Origin of the sequence: Aestuariibaculum lutulentum (assembly GCF_032926325.1) — a bacterium.
In the GTDB taxonomy this organism is placed as follows: domain Bacteria; phylum Bacteroidota; class Bacteroidia; order Flavobacteriales; family Flavobacteriaceae; genus Aestuariibaculum; species Aestuariibaculum lutulentum.
The window spans coordinates 1,402,891-1,427,256 of sequence record NZ_CP136709.1; the positions used below are offsets into that span (position 1 = coordinate 1,402,891).

A 24,366-nucleotide genomic window follows, 5' to 3' on the forward strand; every position below is an offset into this window, starting at 1 on the left:
TGTTTCTATAAATTATATAAGAAATTTCTTATAATTAAAATAAAACTCATAAAAAAAGCTCAGAAACTAAAAATCTGAGCCTAAAATTATAAAAAACTGAAACTTGTTTTACTTTTTATATGCTTCGTTTAAAGCATCGGTAATTGTTTTTGTTAAATCGTCTTCTTCTACACCATACATTACAGTAGCGGCAGCCTCACTGGTTCCTAAAATATATGTATAACCATTATCTTTTCCATAATCTTTCACAAAAGCTTTAACGTGGTTAATAACAGAATCGATATCGGCTTGAAATGCTTGTTGCATCATTTGCTGTTCCACTTGCATTTGTTGCTGTAACTGTTGTTGCTTTTGTTGTAAACCAGCCATTAATTCTTGTGCCTTTGCCTGAGAAGATTTTTGAGCTTCAGCCTGCTTTGACTGAACTTCCATTTGAAACGCCTGACCTATACTATCTGCTTTTTTTCTAAAAGCAGCTTCTTTCTCTTCATATTTTGTTTCAACATCTTTTTTCTCCTGGTAATCATTAATCACCACTCCATTATCTACAAATCCAATTTTTGCCTGTTTCTGGCAAGATGTTAAAGCCACAGCTACTGCAGCAAGATAAAATACTTTCTTCATGTTTTGTTCGTTAATTTAATAAAGCCAAATGTAGTAAAGTAAAGTATAATTCGATATAAATTAAGTTTTATTTAAATGATAAATAATTTTTATCTATAAAATATTCATCAATAAGAAACTCTTATTAAAAACCAGCCATTTTAAAGCGATTTAAGACACTTTTAAAAATCAGACTGGTATTTCATCATTCAAACAAGACTAAAAAGCAAATACAGGCTTAAATCTAATTTTTAACGTTTCTGAGAACATAAATTAAGGAAGAAGCCTCTTTTGAAGACATCGCTTTTACATTTGATCGTAAACCCACCAAAAATCCGTTTAGAAAATTCATCTTTCCGGTTTTGTACTTTTCAGAAAGCAGACTTACATAAAACGCATCAAACAACATCGGTTTTATTTTTACGACCTCCATAGCTACTGATGCAAATAATTTTGAAATAGAATCAGCATCAAAATGCCATAAGTGTCTCGGCACATCGAAAGCAGCCCAAAACGATTTATAATATTTGGCATCGTAACTTTTAAAATTCGGAACCGCAATTACCAAAGTGCCGTTTGGTTTTAAAAGTTTTTTAAAATTAGATATCTGATCTTCTAAATCTGGTAAATGTTCAAGAACATGCCAAAGCGTAATAACATCAAAACTATAATTTTCAAATTTTGAAAGTTGATCGACGTCAAAAACCGAATCATGCGTTTTTTGATTTGCTACTCCCCTAGCCTCTTTATTTGGTTCAATACCAAAAACGGTCCAACCATTTTTTTGTACGGTTTGCAAAAAATCTCCGGTTCCGCATCCAATATCTAAAATGGTTTTAGATTCCGATGAAAAGGAATTTATTAATTGCAGTTTTTTATTTAAAGCATACGACCGAACAATATGATATACTTTTTCAAAAGTATTTCGCTTCGCATCGGTATGCGAAATGTAATCTTCGCTTTTATAATAGTCGGGTAATTTTTCTAAACTGGGTTGTGGTGTGGTTTCTAAAAATCCAAAATCTGAATTTTTAATTAATCGAAATTCTTCTCCTGAAACGGAATGATCTTTTACATTTAAATACACTTTTGTTTCGTTTTCTTTTACCACGAATGCACAACTATTTTTAAAAATTAAAATGAATTTTGTTCTTGAATTAATTTAAAATTGATTCATTTTTGAATAAAAAATAAACGTTCCACGTGGAACGTTTAACAATTATCTTCCCATATAAACCAATAAAACGGAAATATCGTTTGGAGAAACACCACTAATTCGTGATGCCTGCGACACTGTTCTTGGTTGAATCTTTTTCAATTTTTCACGAGCTTCAAAACTCATCGATTTAATTTGAGAATAATCAAAATTCTCTGGAATCTTTACATATTCTAATCGACTTAATTTATCAGCATTATTTTTTTCCTTAGCTATATATCCTGAATACTTAACCTGAATTTCGGCCTGCTCAATAATTTCAGCATCTAAATTATTTTCCTGAATATAATTTTCAACACTTTCAATTTTTCGCATATCACTCATCTCCACATTTGGTCTAGCGAATATTTTAAAAATCTTTCCAGACTGGTTTACCGGAGCTGAATCTTTACTTTCAAGAATAGGATTTATTACTTCAGGTTTCACACTGGTTTCCTCAAAAAAAGAAACAAATTTTTCAGCCGCCTCATGTTTTTCTTCCATACGTTTTAAACGTTTTTCAGAAGCCAAACCTAATTCAAATCCTTTAGGTGTTAATCTTAAATCAGCATTATCCTGTCTAAGCAACGTACGATACTCTGCACGCGATGTAAACATACGATATGGCTCTTCGGTTCCTTTTGTAATTAAATCATCAATTAAAACACCTATATAAGCTTCATCTCTGTTAAGCATAAACGGGTCGCGCTCCTGAACTTTTAAGCTTGCATTTATACCTGCCATTAATCCTTGTGAAGCCGCTTCTTCATAACCAGTTGTTCCATTAATCTGACCAGCAAAATAAAGTCCATTAATTAGTTTGGTTTCTAAAGTATGCTTTAACTGTGTTGGCGGAAAATAATCGTATTCGATAGCATAACCAGGTCTAAAGAATTTTACATTTTCAAAACCAGCAACCGCACGCAATGCTTTAAATTGAACATCTTCTGGAAGCGAAGTTGAAAATCCATTTACATACACTTCACATGTATTCCATCCTTCCGGTTCGATAAATAATTGATGACGGTCTTTATCAGCAAAACGATTAATTTTATCTTCAATAGAAGGACAATAACGCGGGCCTAAACTTTTGATTCTACCATTAAACATTGGCGATCTATCGAAGCCTTCTCGAAGTAAATCATGAACCAACTCACTGGTGTAAGTCATATGACAAGAACGCTGTTTTGTTAACGGTTTTGTGACGTCTAAATAAGAAAACTTTTCAGGGTTTTCATCTCCTGGTTGCTCAGTCATTTTAGAATAATCTAAAGAACGGCCATCCACACGAGGAGGTGTTCCTGTTTTCATCCTTCCAGACTCAAAACCTAAATCAACCAACTGTTCTGTAATTCCCGTCGCAGCCTTTTCACCTGCTCTACCTCCACCAAAATTTTTATCACCAATATGAATTAAACCATTCAAGAACGTTCCGTTAGTTAAAACAACCGACTTACCTTTTATCTCAACACCAAGTGAAGTTTTAATACCGACAACCTGATCACCTTCTATCAATAAACCGGAAACCATTTCCTGGTAAAAATCTAAATTAGGAGTCCCTTCTAAAAGCATGCGCCAGTCTTCAGCGAAACGCATACGATCACTCTGCACCCTCGGACTCCACATAGCAGGCCCCTTAGATTTATTAAGCATTTTAAATTGAATAGCAGAGGTATCAGAAACAATTCCACTATACCCACCAAGTGCATCAATCTCACGTACAATTTGCCCCTTAGCAATACCTCCCATAGCAGGATTACAAGACATCTGTGCGATGTTTTGCAGGTTCATTGTAACAAGTAATGTTTTACTTCCCATGTTGGCCGCTGCCGCCGCAGCTTCGCTACCAGCATGACCAGCACCAACAACTATAACATCATATACATCACTAAACATAACTTTACTTTTTAAGACTGTTCCACGTGGAACACTAGACAATTTTTAATTTTGAGTTTGCAAATATACGTTGATTTCGTGAATATTAATCAAGTTGATTAATATAGAAATCTTCTTTCTCCCTCATTAGAACCTCTTCTGTTTCAGACTTATCTTTATACCCACAATAATGTAATACGCCATGGACAATTACCCGTTGTAATTCCTTATTAAATTCAACATTAAAATCCTTAGCATTATCTGCTACGCGCTCCACAGAAATAAAAATGTCTCCCTGTATCAACTTACCAACAGTATAATCAAAACTAATGATATCAGTTAACGTATCATGATTAAGAAATTCAACATTCAATTTATGAAGGTAGTCATCATCACAAAAGACATAATTAATTTCTTCCAGCTTATAGCCTTCACTTGAAATAACACCAGTAATCCAGGTAGCTAATTCTTCTTCATTGTCTAAATTGAAATCGGTTTCGTAATTGAAATTAATCATTGCTTTGCTTAAAATAAACTTGAACTTTCTTTTTATAATCCGGCTGCAAAGGTAGTGTTTGTTTATTCAATATTTCAGTAGTATTAAAATATTGCTTTGCATTTGGTAATTGATTGTTAGACGTATTATTAAATGTGTTATTATTTGTTTCAGATTCACGCTTGTTATCCTCTCCTTGCTGAAAGGTAGCATTGTCCAACTTTAATAATTGATGCTTCAAATTCATCATCTTTTGAAGGGTTTGATTTGTGAATCCCTTGTTTAATAATTCCATTTCTATCTGCTCCATAGAACGTATCAAACGATCTGAATTGGCATTGCTCCCCTCTTTGGAAATACGCTCCTCAAGCGCATTTCTAAGCTCTTGTTGGCGCTGATAAATCTCATACAATAATCCGTTAAGCTCCTCAGAATCCCCCTCTCCATTTTCATTCATTTCCCCTTCTTCACCTGACTTACCATCTTTACCTTCATTGTCTCCTTGACTCTTCTTCTCCTCTCCTTGTCCTTCTTCATCTTTTGGTTGACCTTCTTCACTTTGTTTCATCCCCTCCTGCATCATTTCATTTAACTGCTCCTGACTCATAATAATATCAGGCAACTGCATATCCCCTTGACCACTTGAACTTTGCGACATATTCAACTGCTCTTCCATATTGTCAAGAACCGAACTTAAAAAATTGGCTAAATTATTCGCGGCGGTAACTGTGAACTGCTGATTAGAAATACCCTGATAAACCTGCCCCTCAGCAAAATAATTTAGAGCTTTATCAACGTTATAATATACTTCCGTAATCTCCTTATTTACCTGCTCAGATAACTTAGGTTGACGTAACGACAAAGCGAATAAGCTATCATCGATATGCTCAAAATGCTCTCTTAAATTGTTTTGATTCTTTAAATACCCAGCATACTTACTATGTCCTTCCTCTATGCCTTTGAACTGATTCATTAACGCTTCTTCATCAAATGAAAACAACACCAAATTATCCAAAATCTGACGTAACATATCAACGTCTTCCTGCATTTGTTCACCCCCACCGGCTTGCATTGAAGACTGCATTTGATCACTCATTTTTTTCATTTTCTCAGCAGCCCTTTTTTGACTCTTTTGAGCGTTCTGCATGTTTTCATTTTGTTTTGAATCCTTCGACTGCTGATCAGAATTTTGCAGCTCCTGATCTTGATCTAAAGACTTGGAAGCATTTTTCTGTTCCTTCTTAATTTCATTTTCCTCAAGTTTATCCTGCGGCACATCAATAGGCTTTTTTAACCCTTTACTTTCCTTTTGTAAATTTTCTAATTCTTCCGTGAATTTTTGAAATTCCTTATTGAGAGCATCCTGATTTTCCTTTGTATTTTCTTCACGTTCTTGTTTAGAAAGATCATCTTGCTTAATGGCCATTTGCATTAAATCATCTTTCAACTTATCAAGCTTTTGTTGCACATAAAAACGTTTAGTCAATTCAAGCAACTGCTCTAAACTTCGTTTTTTATTTTTGTTTTGTTTCGCTAATTCTTCAAGACGATTTGCCAATTGCTCTTTGGTAATTTTGTCTTTAAATTTCTCTAATTCTTCAAGCAATTCTTCATCCTGTTTTAACTTCTCTTCATTTTCATCAAGACGTTTTTTTAAATCTTCATTAAACGGGTCATCCTTTTTATCCTGAGGAAAATTTTCAATATTATCTTTAAATTTTTTATTGAAATTTTTCATCAATTCATCTTGTTGTTTTTGACGTTCCAGAAAAGACTCCAATTTCTTTTTATCATTAAAATTTAAAGTCTCCTTTTCTTTTTGAGTATTGGATAATTGCTCCAGTTGCTTTTCCTGTTCCTCAAAATTCTTTAGAGATTTATTTAAATCTTTAATGGTTTCCTTCTGTTCCTGAAGATTTTTTTGTTTTTCCTCCTCAACAGTACGCTTTCTATAACTAAACGTATTGGATTTAACAGTTTTATAATGGTTAACTACATCATTATCATACACTTGAAAAAACAACTCATAAGCTACACCATCCTGAATATCAACATTATACGGAAACGATGTAATAAATTCATCATAATTTGAATTAGAAACATTCATTTCTAAAGTTTTCAAATTTGAAGCATCATCAGCCGGATAATAAACCATTTGCAATTTGCTAAATCCGTAATCATCGCTAACCTGACCATAAAAATATAAGGTTTGTAAATCCAAACTATCTGTTTGCATTTTAACATTCAACTCAGGATAGGCATCCTTAATAACATCAATATTAAAACCTAAATTTTCATAGTTTGATAACTGAGTATTACTAGTACTTAAACTATAATTAAAATCATTAAAAACCTGCTTCGAAGTTTCAAATTCACCATCGGTATTTTCCGCAAACAAAATGGTATCTTTAGAATACAAATGAACCTGTGAGGTTGATTTCGTTTTCAATTTCCAGCTTACTTTGGTCCCTTCAGGCACAACGGCATTTCCTGTACTTCTTAAAATTTCATCCTCTTTATTAGTATACACCGGATAATCTAACACCATTTGAAAATCTAATAAGGAAGGCACCTCAATAAGCTTCAATAGGTAAGGTTTAGATTCAACATTATTAGCTTGTAATTGAAACGAAATTTGTTCTTTCGGTTTAGTAAAAATATACTCAAACTCCCCTACTCCAGTTTGCTGCAAATAATAAGTTTCATCATTGTAAGTGATTTGAACATTCTCTGGTGTTAGACTTCCAGATGTTCTAACAAGCAATTTAAAATCCTTATCTTCCAAAGCATTTAAATCATCATTAATTACAAAAAACTGAAATGGCGCAGGTGGTTCATAAGCAGTTTTATAATGCACCACTCGTTTGTAGCTATCACTAAACCAATTAAAATTTCCAGTAAAGAAAACAGCCAATAAAATTAAAACAGGAATAGCTGCGTATTTTAAATACTTAATATTAGCCTTAAAATTAATAGCTAACTTAAAAGGTATTGGTGAAAGCTCAACAGACTTCTGTTCTATACTTGCTAAGAGTAAATCACTCTTATAGGAATTTTTATTTAGCTGAAGTACATTTAATAACTTATCATTAACTTCTGGAAAATGTTCTCCTATAATTCTTGATGCCTGCTCATAGTTAATACCTTTTTGAAGTTTTACAAGCTTCGACAAAGGCCAGACAATAAACTTAATCAACAAACCTATCTCAACAAATACAAACAACCAAAACAAAATAGTTCGTGCTGTGGTGTTTAACCATAACATATATTCCACCAATAAAGTTCCTAAAAAATAGAGTAATCCAATGGCAAAAAACAAGATGGCGCCTTTTAGTAATTCGTTATAATAATAACGTTTTATAAACCCTTCAAGCTTTAATTGTATGTTGTTAAAATTCGTCACAGTTATTGGCTTTATAACCTATAAATCTACAATTTTATTTTTTAGAGTGTCTATAATAATGTGTTAATTGTATCTTTGCAGCAAATTTTTCAAACATGACTAAAGATGTTCGTGTGCGTTTTGCACCAAGCCCAACCGGACCACTTCATATAGGGGGTGTTCGTACTGCTTTATTTAATTATTTATTTGCCAAAAAACACAACGGTACTTTTATTTTAAGAATTGAAGATACAGACCAAAACCGTTATGTCGAAGGCGCAGAAAAATACATTATAGATGCTTTAAACTGGTGTGGAATCCCATTTGATGAAGGCGTAGATAAAAATGAAAAATTTGGACCTTACAGACAAAGTGAGCGCAAGCATTTATACAAAGCATATGCCGAAGAATTAATTGCTAAAGGCAAAGCTTATTATGCTTTTGATACTGCCGAAGCTTTAGACGCACACAGAAAAGACCATGAAGAAAAAGGGAAAACCTTTATCTACAATTGGCACAATCGTTTAAAATTAAGCAACTCTTTATCGCTTAGCAAAGAAGAAGTTCAGGCGAAATTAGATGCAGGTGAAGACTACGTTATTCGCTTTAAAAGTCCACAGGATGAAACTTTACATTTAAAAGATATTATTCGTGGTGATATTAAAATTGACACCAACATTTTGGATGATAAAGTATTATTTAAAAGTGATGGTATGCCTACCTACCACTTGGCAAATATTGTAGACGACCATTTAATGGAAATCACTCACGTTATTCGTGGTGAAGAATGGTTACCAAGTTTAGCCTTACACTATCAATTATACGATGCCTTTGGTTGGGATGCTCCAGAATTTGCACACTTACCTTTAATCCTTAAACCAACAGGAAAAGGAAAATTAAGCAAGCGTGACGGTGATAAATTAGGGTTCCCGGTCTTTCCATTACAATGGACAGATCCTAAAACCAATGAAGTATCTCGTGGCTATAAAGAAGATGGCTATTTCGCAGAATCTGTAGTAAACTTTTTAGCATTCTTAGGATGGAATCCGGGTACAGAGCAGGAAATTTTCAGCCTTGAAGAATTAACCGAAGCTTTCGACTTGGCAAGAGTAAATAAAGCCGGGGCACGTTTCGACCCAGATAAAATTAAATGGTTTAACCACCATTATATGCAAGAGCAACATAATGATGAGTTAGCTGAAGCTTTTAAAGTACAGCGTACAGAATTAGCCGATATGGATGTGAACTACATTTCCATGGTTATTGGCTTAGTTAAAGAACGTGCGACGTTTGTAAGCGACTTTTGGGACTTAAGTCACTATTTCTTTACTGCACCAACCGAATATGATGAAAAAGCTTCTAAAAAGGCTTTTAAGGATAGTACAAAAGACATTTTAACACAAGTAATATCAATTATTGAAACTAACGAAGATTTTACAGCAGAAACGCTTCAAAACGAAATTAAAGGTTGGATTACTTCTAACGAGATTGGTTTTGGTCAAGTGATGATGCCTTTACGTTTAGCCTTAGTTGGTGCTTTACAAGGTCCTGATGTTTTCGATATTATTTACATGATTGGAAAAGCAGAAACCATCAAACGTATTCAAAACGTTATAGCAACATTATAGTAACAAATGTTCTTAAAAATAAAAAAGCCATCCTCATTTGAAGATGGCTTTTTCATTTGTATATCTAAGCCTTTAAAAAGACACGTTCAGTCCTAAAACCAACATGGTTTGATTTCCTTTAAATGTTGACTTTCCTCCGGTTGTATCTAAATCTTTTGAATTTAATCTTTTTAAAATATTCGTAGCTCCATAAATATACTGCGCACGCAATTTAACATACTTGTACCCGGCGGTTATTCCTGCAACACCATTGAGATTGAAATTTGAAATACTACCTATTTCAGAAGCTTGTATATTGTTATAATTGTTAATGTAATAACTTTCATATGCCTTATCCTTCATTTCCAAATCACTATTATATTGAAACATAGGCCCTAAATCAATAGTTACATCTGGAGTTCCTAATTTTATATGACCTAACAAAGCAATTTGAGCAGCAAACATTTTATAATCTACAAACGCATCCTCAGGTGTTCCCTGAAGTTCACGTGCAGAAATACCCAATTTACTTTCTGAAAGTTGCATACCAAAACTAACATTGTACCAACGGTGTGGAATATCGACGGTTGCCCACATACCTCCTAATCCCCCCCATTCTTTGCTGGTGGCAAAATTGTCGGTAGCAATGTCGAGCTGGGTCATTCCTCCAAAAATGGAAAACCCGTTTGTAATGCGATAATTTCGATGCTGAGAAAAACTTGTTGTAACAAAACATAGTACAAATGCTACTAATAGTAAAGATTGTTTAAAATTCATTGGTTAGTGGTTTGTAACCAAATATAACACATAATTTTAGTATCTTAATTTATTCTAACTCATTAAATAATACATTATGTTATTCTCAATACCTGTTTTTCTATTCTTAGGACTTGTTATCCTATTTTTTTCGTTCTTTACAGTTAAACAACAAACAGCTGCTATTATAGAGCGTTTTGGTAAATTTCAAAGTATTCGTCATTCCGGGTTACAATTGAAGATTCCATTAATCGATACGGTTTCAGGACGCTTAAGTTTAAAAATTCAACAGCTGGATGTTTTGGTAGAAACTAAAACCTTAGACGACGTATTTGTTCGTTTAAAAATATCTGTACAATACAAAGTCATAAAGGATAAAGTTTACGATGCGTTCTATAAGCTCGATTATCCGCACGACCAAATAACCAGTTATGTTTTTGACGTGGTTCGTGCCGAAGTTCCTAAAATGAAACTGGATGATGTATTCGTAAAAAAAGATGACATCGCCTTGGCTGTAAAAGCTGAATTAAACGATGCCATGCTTGATTACGGTTTTGATATTATTAAAACCTTGGTTACCGATATCGATCCGGATCCACAAGTTAAAGCAGCTATGAACCGTATTAATGCTGCAGAACGTGAAAAAACAGCTGCTCAATATGAAGGTGATGCACAACGTATTTTAATTGTTGAAAAAGCAAAAGCAGAAGCTGAAAGTAAGCGTTTACAAGGACAAGGTATTGCCGATCAGCGTCGTGAAATTGCACGTGGTTTAGAAGAATCGGTTGATGTTTTAAACCGAGTAGGCATCAATAGCCAGGAAGCTTCAGCTTTAATTGTAGTAACACAACATTACGATACCTTACAAGCCATAGGAGGTGAAACCAATAGCAACTTAATTCTGCTACCAAATTCACCACAAGCAGGTAGCAATATGCTTAATGATATGGTGGCAAGCTTTACGGCAAGCAATCAAATTGGTGAAGCTATGAAAGAAAACAAGAAGAAAAATTCATAATACAACAAGAGTATCTAAAACAAAAAAGCATTTCAAAATTTGAAATGCTTTTTTTATCCTAATTAACTAAAAAATTATGATGCTGTAATGCTCTCTATTCATTAACAGCAATCACACTAACCTCCTGAGTTTTTCCTGGCTTATAATTTTTATAAGCAGGCCCAGTTAAATTTGCTTTCTTATTTTCGAATACAACTTGGGTATAAGTTGCTTCTTCTGTATTTTTTCCTGGTTTATAATTTTTATAAGCCGGACCGGTTAAATTCGCCTTGTTGTCTGAAGTATAAACCTGTTTCACTTCTGTTTTGTTCTTACCGTGCTTATAATTTTTATATGCTGGTCCTTTTAAATCACTTCTATCTTGTGAAAATGCAGAAAAAGTAACAAATACAAATGCAAGTATGAAATATAGATTCTTCATGATATATAAATTTAAATGTTCTCTGCAAAGTTACAGGCAAACATCATGTATTACAGATATGAGAAATCACGTAATTTATATCCGTATAAATACGGATATGGAAGACTCTATATTAAATTTAACTGGGTCGCTTTTTTTATTAATTCGGCAGTATTTTTTACCTCTAGTTTCTTTAAAACATTGGCGCGATGCGTTTCTATGGTTCTGCTGCTTACAAAGAGTTGGGCTGCTATTTCTTTAGTGGTAAGACCTTCAGCTATAAGTCCTAAAACTTCCTTTTCTTTTTTAGAAAGCAGATTTTCACTCACATTCTGAACAGACATGAAATTGATCATCTTTTCTGTAATACTCGGACTAAAATATTTGTTTCCCTGATTTACAATACGAATGACTTTAATCAATTCTTCCTGATCTGTATTCTTTAATAAATAGCCATAAGCACCACTCTTAGCACATTTAGCAATATAATTACCATCGTTGTGCATTGAGATGATTACAGGCTTTATTTTAGTGTTTAAACTCTTCATTTTTTTCAATACCTGAAAACCATCCATATTAGGCATGGTAATATCTAAAAGTACAATATCAATATCATCATACTCCTCAATAGTTTTCATAAACTCCTTACCATCAGCCACACTTTTTACAACGGTAACATCGTCGTATTTTTTTAATAACTCTGTTAAACCATTTCTGAATAATTCGTGGTCGTCTGCTATAATAAGTCTAATATTATTCATTGTTTATAGGTAATTCTATTTCAAAAGTTGTTCTACCTTCTTTGGAATTAATATCAATATCGCCTTGACAAATTTCTACCCGCTCCTTAATATTAATAATTCCAGAACCCAATTTAACCGTATTTAAATCGAAACCTTTTCCATTATCAAAATAAAAAAAGGAAATAAAATTTTCGAATTCAGATAAAGTTAATCGAATTTGTGATGCATTGGCATGCTTCAATGTGTTATTAATAAGTTCCTGTCCGATTCTAAAAAGATTGATAGCCTGATTTTTTGTGATTTTACTATTTTCAGAATTGGTTAAATCTTCAAATTCAATATCGATATCTGAGGACTGTTTTATACTTTCAACAAAATTAGATAAAGCCGCTCCTACTCCAAAATCGTCAATAGTAGAAGGCATTAAATCATTAGACATGGAGCGAATTTCAGAAATTGTGGCATCTAAAAGCTGCTTCATTTCTGTTCGTTTCTTTCTACTTTCAATACGATTTTCTATATAAAATTTTAACGAGGTTAACAAAGGGCCAATACCATCGTGAAGCTCGCGAGATAAACGTTGTCTTTCGTTTTCCAAGCCATCAACGAGCAAACGTTTTGTATTCATTCTGTTTCTATTTTCATTGTTACGAAACTCAATAAGTTTATCACGCATTTTCAACAAACTTTTCCCTAACAAATCGTTATTACCTTTAGGTACATACTCTGTATTCAAATTTAATTCACCCATTTCATTCGAGAATTTAACGGCACCTTGCAAGGACTTTTTAAGGTTATCCAAGGCTTCGAACATCTCATTAATTTCGGTTGAATTTTTACGGAATGTACTGGTTTGATTATAATCACCAGAAGCCATAATTTTAAGACTCTTCTGCATATTTATAATTGGCCTTGTAATAATTTTAGTCAGAAACAATGATAATACAACAGCGATAAGCATAGTTATTAAAATTAACTCAAAGAGCCTAACCTTTAATTTTATTAATGGTGCATTAACCTCACTTGTGTCGATTTCCGAAAGAATAGCTAAATGAAGATTTGAAATTTTAATCGCACTAAAAAGGCTGTACACATCAACGTCACGATAATCTTTTATAACAGCTCTGCCTTCATTTCCTGCAAAAGCACTTATAACACCATTGGTTTCGACTTTAATTTTAGACGGTAACGAATCGGGATAAAAACGTGATGGCGAACGCATCTTTAAATCTTCTCCTACCAGATAAGATTCACCCGTATTTCCCATACCGGTACGCTCTAAAAGAATAGATTTTATTTTATTGTAATCAACAACTTTAAAAACCATCCTTCCTCCTTTATTCAAAATTAAGCCAATGGCCGTTTTTCCAGTTTTACTATATCCTGTTAAATCGTAAATACCAGATTTAAATTGTCTGTTTTTTGGAAGAATAACATCAGAAGTATCGACTGAAACAAGGCTGTCATTATTTGCAAACTCAGTATTAAATTCAAGCCATTCGTCGTCTATTAATTTTTCAATCTGTACCTTTTTCAAGGTTTTTATAGAATTTAACTGAAGTAATATTCTATCGTCTAAAACTTTTGAAAACTGATAATAGAATGTCACCGACAGCACTAAAACCACGAGAAAAATTAAGCTATTCATAATAACCAATATCAGTGTTCTAATACTCATGCTACCGTTTTATAAGTTTTTGAAGAATTTTAAGCTGAAAAGTTAAGGAAATAAAATGAAGAAATAAGGCCGTAAACAACTTAGCGTGCTTTTGAAGTAATTAAAAGTCACACGACTATTTTTAAAAAGCTATAAAAAACGAAATCATTAGCATTTATGATGCTGCAATAATACCTTTTTCAAGCTTATAATTATGTAATATACTTTTCAAGGTTTCTAAATAATTCTGCATCGAATCGGTATCCATTTGAGCACCTGCATGCTGTGATAATGTCACCGGATTTTCATCTAAATGCTGATACAATTCCGGGTAATCGGTTTCTATATATCGAATAAGATGCGAAATTTTAGAAAGCGTTTTTGTTAAAGGTTGCATAACTAAAATATTTAAAATCTATAATCCTTATAAGTTATTAATTTTAAACCTTTTAACAAAGTATTTTAACACTACTTAAAAGGATGTCTGGGTTCCCAGTTTTGTTCCGGATTCATTAATCCGAAAATCTGACTTAAAAGTGCATTTAAAACCGAATTGGTATGCTTTAAATACATTACCATAGGTTTGGCCTCTGCTCCCACCGAACTTTTAATTTCCATTGCCGTTCGGGCATAAACAATACTTTTAAAATTGTTATTAATCCCAAACTCTGCCATATCGTAAAGCATATTTAAATACAATTGATTAGGGTATTGATGTTCGCAATCATACCCCAAAAAATAAGTTTCTAAATCGGTGCCGTTTAAAAGCAACGTGTAGAATCCGACCAATTGATTATTTAAAAAATACCCAAAGACTTTAAATCGATTTTTAAGCTGAAGTTTTAACTGATAAAAATGATTTTCAGAAAGAATAAACGTATTAAACTTAGCATTGTCGGAAACATTAAAATATAGATTGTAAAGTTGTTTTTCATGAGTTTGAATATCCTCTAAAGCCAACTCCCGACTTATAATGCCATTAAATTTCTTTCTGGCACGTTTGTACCGATCTCTGTATTTTTTGTTCAAATCTGAAATATAATTCTGAAAAGTGTTCCAGTTGGAACGCACATCCATCATCATATTTGGTTGTACAGCGACCTGATACAATTTATGTTTATTAAAAAAATCGGTTTGGGTATGTATGTCATCCTTCAGAAAATAATCTTTAAAAACTAAAGCCCGAATGGTTTTATTCTGATCTAGTTTTATTTCCTTTTCAATAACTTCTAACGCCTGAAAAACACATTCTAAATAATCTTGCTGACTAATACATTCCTTTTGAAAATAAATACCATGCTGCCCGGTATGCATTAAATTTCCAACTACCAGAATATTTCCCTTTAAAATCTTAGACACCTGATCTTTTAAAAAGTCTTTAGCACAGGACACCTGAGAATTTCTAAACATATCTTTTAAATACAATTGCACACGCTGTATTATGGCAACACCTACTAAAGTTTCCTCTTTAAAAATACCAACATAATAACACCTAATATTAGCAGGAGCCGAATGTTCCAGGGCTTTTAAATAATCTGATTGAAGAAAAATATCATGCTTAACTAAAGCATCCCAGGAATCAGGTAAATTGGAAACAGTATTATAAATTTGATACATACAATTGAAAGCAAAAAAAGACTGAAGTTAAATCCCTTCAGTCTCTAAATATCTATAAAAATTACAACATTATTGCCAGGCGCAAACAATTCCACCCATTAATGCTAATGTTACAATCCAATACCCTGTATGGATTAAAATGTATTTTCCGCTTCTACGCTCAAAAAGTGCATTGATTCCCAATATAGGCATGGCAATAAAAATTCCGGCTATTACACCATGTAAAACACCATGTTTGAATGTTCTGAAGGCCGTTCCGTAATCTTCCATAAATGCATGGAATGATGGTAATGCATTTTCAACATCGCCACCTACCATACTTACAGCTCCAGATTGATGAATAGTTAAAAACTGAAGGGCAAAGGCTAAGAAAAATGAAAACAATAAGGCTAATCCGAAAATTTTACCCATGTTAGCGCCCTGCATTTTCTCTTCAGTCATATCGGCAGCTTGCATCCAGGCTGTTCCAAATACCTTTGGGTGATACCAGATAAAACCAACCAATAAAGCTGAAAACGCAGCAACAATAATTGCTAATAAATTAAAATCCATAATAATTTTAGTTACAGTTAGATACTTTAAATATAACCAAAATTATTATGGATTTTCAATATAATTTACTGAATGAAAGCGACTTATTATAAAGTCTGAGCTTCAGCTACTAAAACATCGTTAGAATCTTCTAAAGCTTTATCTATGAACTCCTGAATTTCAGAATTCTTATCTAAACCATTTTCTAATAACACCCCTAATGCCAGTGCCACGGCAATACGTGTTCCCACCTTTTTAGCTGCGGTATTGAATAACGGTTGAAGTTCTTCGTAGGTTACGTCTTTAGCTAATTCTAAAATTTCAGCTTTTACTTTTTCCTGCTTTGCCTCTGGTAAATTCGTGTATTTTTTACCTAATTGCTGAATCACATCAATCGCCTTTTTCTTTGGTGGCTGATTTTGTGGTTTCGCATGTTGTGGTTTTGCTTCCTGCTTTACCGGAGCTTCTTGTTTAGCCCAGGTATCTCGCAATCCAACGGTTTTATTAAATACTAACTTATCTGAAGTTGCATCGTTATCAACATTAAAATACCCAAGACGTTGGAACTGGAATCGATCCCCTACTTTAGCTTCAACCAAACTTGGCTCAACATAAGCTTCAATAATTTTTAAAGAATCCGGATTTAAGAAATCCATGAAATCTTTATCCTGATGACTGTCCGGAGCTTCGTCCATAAATAAGCGGTCGTACTCTCGAACTTCGGCTTTTACCGCATGCTTAATAGACACCCAGTGTAATGTTCCTTTTACTTTTTTAGAGGTGTCTTCAGAATAGGTACAGTGAATTTCTGTAATGTCTCCATTAGCATCTTTTACTACATCATTAGCCTGAATGATATAAGCATTTTTAAGACGTACTTCGCCACCTAATTTTAAACGGAAAAATTTACTTCCTGCTTCTTCTTTAAAGTCATCTTTTTCAATATAAATTTCTCTAGAAAAAGGTACTTTTCTTGAACCTGCAGCTTCATCTTCCGGATTGTTTTCAGCATCAAACCATTCCTCTTTACCTTCCGGATAATTGGTGATTACCACTTTTACCGGATCTAAAACCGCCATAACACGTGGTGCCGTTTTATTTAAATCTTCACGAATACAGAATTCTAAAAGCGATACATCAATAACATTATCACGTTTAGCCACACCAACGGTTTCTACAAACTTTCTAAGAGCAGCAGGCGTATAACCACGTCGACGTAATCCTGAAATGGTAGGCATACGCGGATCGTCCCAACCGGCAACAACTTTATCGTTTACCAATTGTAATAACTTACGTTTACTCATGATAGTATAACTTAAGTTTAAACGGGCAAACTCGCGTTGTTTAGGTAATAACGGATATTCGGTTTTACTGTAATCGTAAACCTGATCCTTAAACCAGTTATATAATTCACGATGCGGTTTAAATTCTAAAGAACATAACGAGTGTGATATTTGTTCTAAATAATCACTTTCACCATGCGTCCAGTCGTACATTGGATAAATACACCAATCGTCTCCTGTACGGTGGTGGTGTTTCTTTAAAATACGATACATAATAGGATCGCGCATCAACATATTAGGATGCTGCATATCTATTTTAGCTCGTAAAATATGTTCGCCTTCATTAAACTCACCAGCCTTCATACGTTCGAATAAATCAAGATTTTCTTCTACTGTACGATTACGGTAAGGTCCATCGACACCAGGTTGTGTAGGCGTTCCTTTTTGTTCTGCCATAGCTTCACTGGTTTGTGAATCCACATAAGCTTTACCGTCCTTTATTAATTGAACAGCCCAGTCATATAACTGCTGAAAATAATCTGAAGAGTATAATTCTTTATCCCATTTGTAACCTAACCACGCCACATCTTCTTTAATAGCATCAACATACTCCTGCTCTTCTTTAGCTGGATTCGTATCGTCAAAACGAAGGTTTACTGGTGCGTTATATTTTTCTCCCAAACCAAAACTAATACCTATAGCTTTAGTGTGACCTATATGTAAATACCCGTTTGGTTCTGGTGGAAAACGAAATCTTAGGTTGCTTTTTGGCATGCCATTAGCCAAATCTTCTTCTATAATTTGCTCTAAAAAGTTGAGCGATTTTCTTTCTTCAGACATACTTGAAATTTATTTCAACTAAATAAGGCTCAAAATTACATAAAAACAAGTTATTATAAATGAATATACCAACAGAAGCGTAACAAAATTTAACTTAACGTTACTAATCATTTAAATCTTACAAAACACCTGATAACAATGAAAAATACTAACTACATTTGCCCTAAATGTGCTAATACAACTTTTGAAGTTGGTGAAATACGTGCAACCGGCGGCACCTTATCGAAAATTTTTGATGTTCAAAACAAGAAATTCACCTCGGTAACCTGCTCGAATTGTACCTACACCGAATTTTACAAAGCCAGTACCAGCGCGTTGAGTAATATTTTTGATTTATTCACATAAACTATGGGCATTATTAAAGTTGAAAATATTCGTGTATTTGCATACCACGGATGTTTAAAAGAAGAAACTAAAATAGGTAGCGATTATCTTGTAGATTTAGAAGTTAAGGCCGACTTACAGCCATCGGCTAAATCTGACCAGTTAAAAGATACGGTAGATTATGTTTTATTAAACCGCATAATAAAAGAGGAAATGGCTGTGCCTTCGCATTTATTAGAAACTGTAGCGCGCCGTATTTTAGATCGTATTTTTAATGAAGATAAAATGGTTAGAAAAGCTACGGTTTGGGTTAGTAAATTAAATCCTCCTATTGGTGGCGATGTAGAGAAAGTAACCATTAAAATGATGGATAGACGCAAAGATTTTCAAGGATAACCTTTAAAGACGTTAGTTAATAAGCGAATTTTCATTCCGAAAAAAGCTTACAACCACATAAATCTCGATTATCGCGGAAAAATTAATTTTAAGTTATTGTAAAGTCTTATTTTTTTTTACATTTGCAACCGCTTAACGGCAGTTGACATATTTTTTGTAGATTTACTATATAAAAATTAATTACTGCTAAAATTTATGGTGTCGTGGCCGAGGGGCTTAGGCACAGGTCTGCAAAACCTGCTACAGCGGTTCGAATCCGCTCGACACCTCAAAAAAACCTTCAAGAGTTCTTGAAGGTTTTTTTATGCTTTTATGTTAGGTTGTGAGAAAAAAGTGTAAATTGGGATTGCGTTAAAACGATTATAATATTAATAATTTAGCACAAATTCGAATAAACATATGAAAGAAAAAAAGGATTCTAACAATTCTGATTCGAAGAAGGAAAGTAAAAAAGAGAAAAATTATAATGTAGAATCTATTTACACTACATATTTCGAAAACTTAAATAGTGTCAAATTATACTTTAATAAGTTTGGTAATTTAGCTTCAGGTGAAGACGAATCGATAAAAGAAAAGTCTAAAGAATTTTTTGATCAAGCATTATCCGAAATTAAAGAAGAAATGGAGCTTCTTAAAAATAAGGATGAAAAAAATGACACTTTATCAAAAGAAGAAGTTGAAACGTACCTGACTAAATTTGCCAGAAAATTAAAAAAGCAACCGAAAATATCACCGAGAAATTATGAAATCCTTTCTCGTAGTTCTTTCTTAATGCTTAATAATTATTTTGAGTACCTAATTGCTGACCTTCTAAGTTATTATTACAATAAATTTAAAAATTCTCTCAACGAAAAGGAGTTTAAATTTACATTAAAGGAACTTAATGAATACGACAGTATAGAAGAAGCTACAAAAGATTTAATTGTAAAAGAGGTAGAAAGCTTAATAATTGACAAGTCATTTAATGAAATTCTCGAACATTTTGAAAATAAACTCTCTATTTCACTTGAAAAAGACTTAATAAAATGGGATGAAATCATTGAAATTAGAGAAAGAAGACATTTGATAGTTCACAATTCTTCCATTGTAAATAAAAAGTACATTTCAAGAACAAAAAATCCTTTCAATTATCAAATTGGAGATGTAGTCCATATTGATAAAGATTATTTTTTTAAATCATGGACCCAATTTAAACTTGCAGGACAACTACTAATTTTTAATTGTTGGGGGAATTGGGATAAAGATAATATTGACAATGCTATTTATGAAATAATGATACAAACTTTCGAAGACTTGAACTCGAAGAATTATGATCTTGTATGTAAAACTTGCAAATATTCTGAACAAATAGAACCGAAAAATGAAGACCAAGAAGATTATATCCTTCGTATTAAAGTAAATAACGCCATTTCCCTAAAAAAACAAAACAAAGAGAATGAAGTAAAAAAAGTATTGAAGAAAATAAAAGTTGGAACAGCTACGCCAATTTTTAAAATTGCTCACAATATTTTAAGTGACAAGCACGATGATTTAGAAGAACTTTTTGCAAAAGCAATAATCGTAGATGAATTAAATATTGATTCTTATTTAGAATGGCCAATTTTTGATTTTGTAAGAGTAAAAGATGAAATAAACCAAAGACTTATTAGAACCTTTAAAAATTAAAAAAATTGTGCTAACAGTAGTTAATAAAACAACTTTAAACCTACCTATTCACAGGATTAATCTGTTCCAGTTTTTCTTTAATGAGTTCCTTTTCTTTAGGGAAGAACCCTTGGGTAAGTAATAAGACACCAAATCCTAAAATAACCAAAGCAATAATTTTTTTGGTTTTAAATATTAAACGGGGTGTTAATTGATGACGAAGTTTTTTAGCAATTACAATTTTAACCAGGTCTATTAAAAAGTAAACAATTAAAATCGTTGATAAAAAAACAACGACGCCATCTTCAGAGGTGGTTAACGAATTCCCTAAAACGATAAACGCTACCCATCCTAGCAACACACCAATATTTATAAAATTCAGAAGAAAGCCTTTTAAAAATAATTTTCCGTAGCCTTTTTTAATTTCAACTTTATGGTATTCGCGAACAATTTCTCTGAATGATTTCGAGGTTTTCATAAACGAAATAATACCATAAACCACCAACAAGACACCTCCAAAAATTAAAAAGTTAGGATCGTCTTTAATTTTATCGAGTAATTTATTGGTACTAAAAAATGCTACCAGAATAAAAATAACATCGGCAAGCATCACACCGCAATCAAAAATCAAGGCACTTTTAAAGCCTTTGGTTATACTGGTTTCAAGAAGAACAAAAAATACCGGACCTATTGTAAATGCCAATACAACGCCAAAAGGAATAGCGGCTAAAATATCATCAAACATAATCGTGCGAGAGTTTCAATACAAAGTAAAGAAATATTTTAAAAACATACTGTTAGAAAAACTACAAAAGACCGCTTCATTATTCCATTATTAGAATAAAAAAAGTCGGTAATTGTTTTACCGACTTTTAACATATTTGAGTTTTATTAACCTCTAATTCATTTTATGCACTTTACCTCCAATAACTGTGGTTTCGTTAATGGTTGTTGGTTTTCCGTAAACATACACATTACCACCGGCACGTATGGTAGCATCAACTTGTTTTTCTGCTCTAACATATCCTTCACCACCTGCATTAACAGAAATATCTGTGTATTGTGATTCTAAATTTGTGCCTTTATAAATACCTCCAGTTCTAAGAGCAATGGTTTGCTCCTTAACTGTTCCTTTAGCTTCAACAATACCACCTGTAACCGCTTTTACGTTAATCACCGAAACATTTACTGGCACATTTATAATACCGCCTTCCTGAGCTCTTAAATTTACTTCAAATTGTTTTATCTCGTCTTCACTTTCTACTTTGGCACCTTCGTTAACATCAATGATATCAAAAGACGTATAATACAAAACCACTTCGGTAGCATCGCCATCAAAGAGTTTTTCGAATTCCATTTTAATTTTAAGAACGCCATTTTTGTTAGTCAGGACCACATTGTTTTTATTCTTTCCGGAAACAACTGCTTTATTCTCATTCGACTTTACCAGTTTCACCTGAATTAAATCGTAAACTTTTAATTCGTTAAATTCATCAAGATTTGTTTCAACTGGATCTTGCGCATAAATTATGGTCGTTATAAATAGAACAAATACTTTCACTAAGGTTTTCATTTCTGTACTTTTTTTGATTTGAATGTAAAATTATCAATAATTATACCGTTGTAATTTTGCTTTTGGATTTTTTTAAGAGATAAAAAAAGCTCCTTAAAAAAATTTAAAGAGCTTTATATAATTTAAAACAACATATAATTATTCGTTTTCATATTTCCCAATCAAGTTAAAATCGAGATGCTTTTTAACCAAATCGGTGTTTTTAACTTTTACCACAACTTCATCACCTAACTGATACATATTTTTTGTCGAGCGACCAATCATAGCATACAAATCCTGATCGAACGCATAATGGTCGTCGTTCATATCGCGAACACTTACCATTCCTTCACATTTATTGTCGATAATCTCGACATAAATTCCCCAGTCGGTTACGCCAGAAATCACACCAACAAACTGTTCGTCTTTATGATCTTCCATAAAACGAATTTGCATGTATTTTATAGAATCGCGTTCGGCTTTGGTTGCTAAATTTTCCATATCACTGGAATGTTTACATTTATCTTCGTAAGCTTCTTCGTTTGCCGATTTTCCACCATCGAGATAATGTTGTAACAATCGATGTGCCATAACATCTGGGTAACGACGAATTGGCGAGGTAAAATGACTATAATAATCGAACGCTAATCCGTAATGCCCAATATTATGCGTGGTATATTCCGCTTTACTCATGCTTCGAATCGCTAAAGTATCTACAAGATTTTGTTCTTTTTTACCAACTACTTCGGTTAATAAATTATTTAAAGACGCCGACGTTGTTTTTCGGTCTTTAAAATTCAGTTTGTATCCAAACTTCGAAACAATGCCTTGTAAATTTGCCAGCTTGCTTACATCAGGTTCATCATGCACACGATACACAAATGTTTTTTTCGGTGCTTGCTTTCCAATAAATTCAGACACTTTTCTGTTGGCTAATAACATAAATTCTTCAATAAGCTTATTAGCATCTTTACTGGTTTTAAAAAATACACCAATCGGATTCGCGTGTTCATCCAAGTTAAATTTTACTTCAACTTTATCAAATGAAATTGCTCCAGACTTCATACGCTTGTTTCGCATTTTTTTCGCCAGCTCATCCATTTTTAAAATCGCATCGGCAATTTTTTGATCTGCTTGATACGCTTCACCAGTTAATGAAACCTCCTGTGGAATGTCATTTGTTTTCGATTCAATAATCGCCTGAGCTTCTTCATAAGCAAAACGGGCATCACTATAGGTTACAGTTCTACCAAACCATTCATTTTTAATTTCGCATTTATCGTTCATTTGAAAAACGGCCGAAAACGTATACTTCTCTTCATGCGGACGTAATGAACAGGCGTTATTCGATAAAACCTCAGGTAACATAGGCACCACACGGTCCACTAAATACACAGAAGTAGCACGCTCGTAAGCTTCATCGTCTAAAACCGTTCCTTCTTTCACATAGTGCGACACGTCTGCAATGTGTATTCCGATCTCATATAAGCCATTTTTTAGGACGGTGAAGGATAAGGCGTCATCAAAATCTTTTGCGTCCTTAGGATCGATTGTAAACGTTAAATCGGTACGCATGTCTCTACGCTTCGCAATTTCTTCAGCTGTAATCGACGTATCTAAATTGTTGGCATATTTTTCAACTTCATATGGAAATTCAAACGGTAAACCATATTCGGCAAGAATGGCATGAATTTCTGTATTGTGTTCTCCTGGTTTTCCTAAAACTTCAAGAACTTTCCCGTAAGGTGAATCGGCTTTCTCTGGCCAATCTTCCAAACGTACTAAAACTTTATCGCCATCCTGGGCTTTATTAACCTTGTTAATCGGGATGAAAATATCTTTATACATTTTATTGCTATCAGCAATAACGAACGCATACTTCTCATGAAGCTGTATAACACCCACGTATTCGTTTTTCTCTCGTTTTATGATATTGACTATCTCCCCTTCCATTTTGCCACGTTTACGGCGCTTATAAACGTAAAATTCAACTTCGTCTCCATTCAGGGCTTTGTTGATATTATTTGAGGCAATAAAAACGTCTTCATCGAAATCGTCGCAAATTACATATCCGGTACCTTTACCAGACAGATCTAAAATACCAGTGTGGTATTCAGTGTTAATAACAGCTTTAAATTTTCCGCGATCAACTTCTTCAATTTCATTCTTTCCTTGTAGGTCGCGTAATTTTTTTATGATTTGATTTCTACTGCTCGCATCGTTCACGCCTAACTTAGCCGCTATTTGTTTATAGTTAAACGTTTGGTTTCTTTCTTTTTTTAAAATACTAAGAATTGTATTTGATAGATTGGAAATACCATTTTTCGATTTCCTTTTTTTCTTTTTACTCATGTAATTTCTTTGATCATTTTCATTTCCTAAGATACAGGAAAATCTGTTATAAAAATAGCTTTGTTAAAAGCGGAAGTGACAGCTATTTTCTTTTC

Annotated in this window: 21 protein-coding genes and 1 tRNA gene; 6 read left to right on the forward strand and 16 right to left on the reverse strand. The window is 33.2% G+C overall.

The genetic code is table 11. From position 1 onward, the window contains the following. Positions 1-108: 108 nt before the first annotated feature. From R1X58_RS06010 to R1X58_RS06030, 5 genes are all read right to left on the reverse strand, one after another. Complete coding sequence (locus R1X58_RS06010) at positions 109-624, reverse strand: OmpH family outer membrane protein (RefSeq protein WP_240572452.1); 516 nt, start codon at positions 622-624, stop codon at positions 109-111. Between the two features lie 223 nt (positions 625-847). Then, positions 848-1,714, reverse strand: a complete 867-nt coding sequence (locus R1X58_RS06015) for a class I SAM-dependent methyltransferase (RefSeq protein ID WP_240572453.1) — start codon at positions 1,712-1,714, stop codon at positions 848-850. A 108-nt stretch (positions 1,715-1,822) separates the two neighbouring features. Beyond that, complete coding sequence (gene mnmG, locus R1X58_RS06020) at positions 1,823-3,694, reverse strand: tRNA uridine-5-carboxymethylaminomethyl(34) synthesis enzyme MnmG (RefSeq protein ID WP_240572454.1); 1,872 nt, start codon at positions 3,692-3,694, stop codon at positions 1,823-1,825. 85 nt (positions 3,695-3,779) lie between these two features. Further along, positions 3,780-4,190 carry an rRNA maturation RNase YbeY gene (ybeY, locus tag R1X58_RS06025; RefSeq protein WP_240572455.1) on the reverse strand — a complete coding sequence of 137 codons (411 nt, stop codon included), beginning with the start codon at positions 4,188-4,190 and terminating at the stop codon, positions 3,780-3,782. Beyond that, entirely contained in the window at positions 4,183-7,572 is a 3,390-nt protein-coding gene (locus R1X58_RS06030) for a DUF4175 family protein (protein WP_240572456.1), read from the reverse strand. Before R1X58_RS06030 ends, ybeY begins: the two co-directional genes overlap by 8 nt. A gap of 95 nt (positions 7,573-7,667) precedes the next feature. On the opposite strand from R1X58_RS06030, the gene gltX reads away from it, so the two are divergent. Further along, on the forward strand, positions 7,668-9,179 hold the full coding sequence (gltX, locus tag R1X58_RS06035; protein ID WP_240572457.1) for a glutamate--tRNA ligase: 1,512 nt from the start codon (positions 7,668-7,670) through the stop codon (positions 9,177-9,179). Between the two features lie 72 nt (positions 9,180-9,251). Here gltX and R1X58_RS06040 read toward each other — a convergent pair whose 3' ends face one another. Further along, positions 9,252-9,935, reverse strand: a complete 684-nt coding sequence (locus tag R1X58_RS06040; RefSeq protein ID WP_240572458.1) for a hypothetical protein — start codon at positions 9,933-9,935, stop codon at positions 9,252-9,254. A 76-nt stretch (positions 9,936-10,011) separates the two neighbouring features. Here R1X58_RS06040 and R1X58_RS06045 point away from each other — a divergent pair, with 76 nt between their 5' ends. Continuing rightward, positions 10,012-10,932, forward strand: a complete 921-nt coding sequence (locus R1X58_RS06045) for an SPFH domain-containing protein (RefSeq protein WP_240572459.1) — start codon at positions 10,012-10,014, stop codon at positions 10,930-10,932. A gap of 94 nt (positions 10,933-11,026) precedes the next feature. Here R1X58_RS06045 and R1X58_RS06050 read toward each other — a convergent pair whose 3' ends face one another. The 7 genes from R1X58_RS06050 to R1X58_RS06080 form a co-directional block, all read right to left on the reverse strand. Beyond that, positions 11,027-11,353, reverse strand: coding sequence for a hypothetical protein (locus R1X58_RS06050; RefSeq protein ID WP_240572460.1), 327 nt, complete (start codon positions 11,351-11,353; stop codon positions 11,027-11,029). Positions 11,354-11,460: 107 nt separating this feature from the next. Then, a complete protein-coding gene (locus tag R1X58_RS06055; protein ID WP_240572461.1) occupies positions 11,461-12,093 on the reverse strand; it encodes a response regulator in 633 nt (210 codons plus the stop codon). Next, the gene (locus tag R1X58_RS06060) at positions 12,086-13,753 is read right to left on the reverse strand and encodes a sensor histidine kinase (protein ID WP_240572462.1); all 1,668 of its coding nucleotides are present in this window, start codon (positions 13,751-13,753) and stop codon (positions 12,086-12,088) included. Before R1X58_RS06060 ends, R1X58_RS06055 begins: the two co-directional genes overlap by 8 nt. Positions 13,754-13,907: 154 nt before the next feature. Further along, on the reverse strand, positions 13,908-14,129 hold the full coding sequence (locus tag R1X58_RS06065; protein ID WP_240572463.1) for a hypothetical protein: 222 nt from the start codon (positions 14,127-14,129) through the stop codon (positions 13,908-13,910). A 71-nt stretch (positions 14,130-14,200) separates the two neighbouring features. After that, positions 14,201-15,349: a GNAT family N-acetyltransferase gene (locus tag R1X58_RS06070; protein ID WP_240572464.1), complete on the reverse strand. Its 1,149-nt coding sequence runs from the start codon at positions 15,347-15,349 to the stop codon at positions 14,201-14,203. A 69-nt stretch (positions 15,350-15,418) separates the two neighbouring features. Further along, positions 15,419-15,901 carry a DUF1761 domain-containing protein gene (locus tag R1X58_RS06075; RefSeq protein WP_240572465.1) on the reverse strand — a complete coding sequence of 161 codons (483 nt, stop codon included), beginning with the start codon at positions 15,899-15,901 and terminating at the stop codon, positions 15,419-15,421. Positions 15,902-15,987: 86 nt separating this feature from the next. Next, positions 15,988-18,003, reverse strand: a complete 2,016-nt coding sequence (locus tag R1X58_RS06080; RefSeq protein WP_240572466.1) for a glutamine--tRNA ligase/YqeY domain fusion protein — start codon at positions 18,001-18,003, stop codon at positions 15,988-15,990. 138 nt (positions 18,004-18,141) lie between these two features. On the opposite strand from R1X58_RS06080, the gene R1X58_RS06085 reads away from it, so the two are divergent. The 4 genes from R1X58_RS06085 (at position 18,142) to R1X58_RS06100 (ending at position 20,388) form a co-directional block, all read left to right on the forward strand. Continuing rightward, entirely contained in the window at positions 18,142-18,348 is a 207-nt protein-coding gene (locus tag R1X58_RS06085) for a zinc ribbon domain-containing protein (protein ID WP_188222633.1), read from the forward strand. A gap of 3 nt (positions 18,349-18,351) precedes the next feature. After that, entirely contained in the window at positions 18,352-18,723 is a 372-nt protein-coding gene (folB, locus tag R1X58_RS06090; RefSeq protein WP_240572467.1) for a dihydroneopterin aldolase, read from the forward strand. Positions 18,724-18,920: 197 nt separating this feature from the next. Further along, positions 18,921-18,992: transfer RNA gene (locus tag R1X58_RS06095), tRNA-Cys, on the forward strand. A gap of 130 nt (positions 18,993-19,122) precedes the next feature. After that, entirely contained in the window at positions 19,123-20,388 is a 1,266-nt protein-coding gene (locus R1X58_RS06100; protein ID WP_240572468.1) for a hypothetical protein, read from the forward strand. Between the two features lie 40 nt (positions 20,389-20,428). On the opposite strand, the gene R1X58_RS06105 is transcribed toward R1X58_RS06100, so the two are convergent. The 3 genes from R1X58_RS06105 to rnr form a co-directional block, all read right to left on the reverse strand. Then, complete coding sequence (locus R1X58_RS06105) at positions 20,429-21,112, reverse strand: LysE family translocator (protein WP_240572469.1); 684 nt, start codon at positions 21,110-21,112, stop codon at positions 20,429-20,431. A gap of 153 nt (positions 21,113-21,265) precedes the next feature. After that, positions 21,266-21,940 (reverse strand): head GIN domain-containing protein, encoded by a 675-nt coding sequence (locus R1X58_RS06110; RefSeq protein ID WP_240572470.1) that lies wholly within the window; start codon positions 21,938-21,940, stop codon positions 21,266-21,268. 138 nt (positions 21,941-22,078) lie between these two features. Continuing rightward, on the reverse strand, positions 22,079-24,271 hold the full coding sequence (rnr, locus tag R1X58_RS06115; RefSeq protein ID WP_240572471.1) for a ribonuclease R: 2,193 nt from the start codon (positions 24,269-24,271) through the stop codon (positions 22,079-22,081). Positions 24,272-24,366 lie beyond the last annotated feature (95 nt).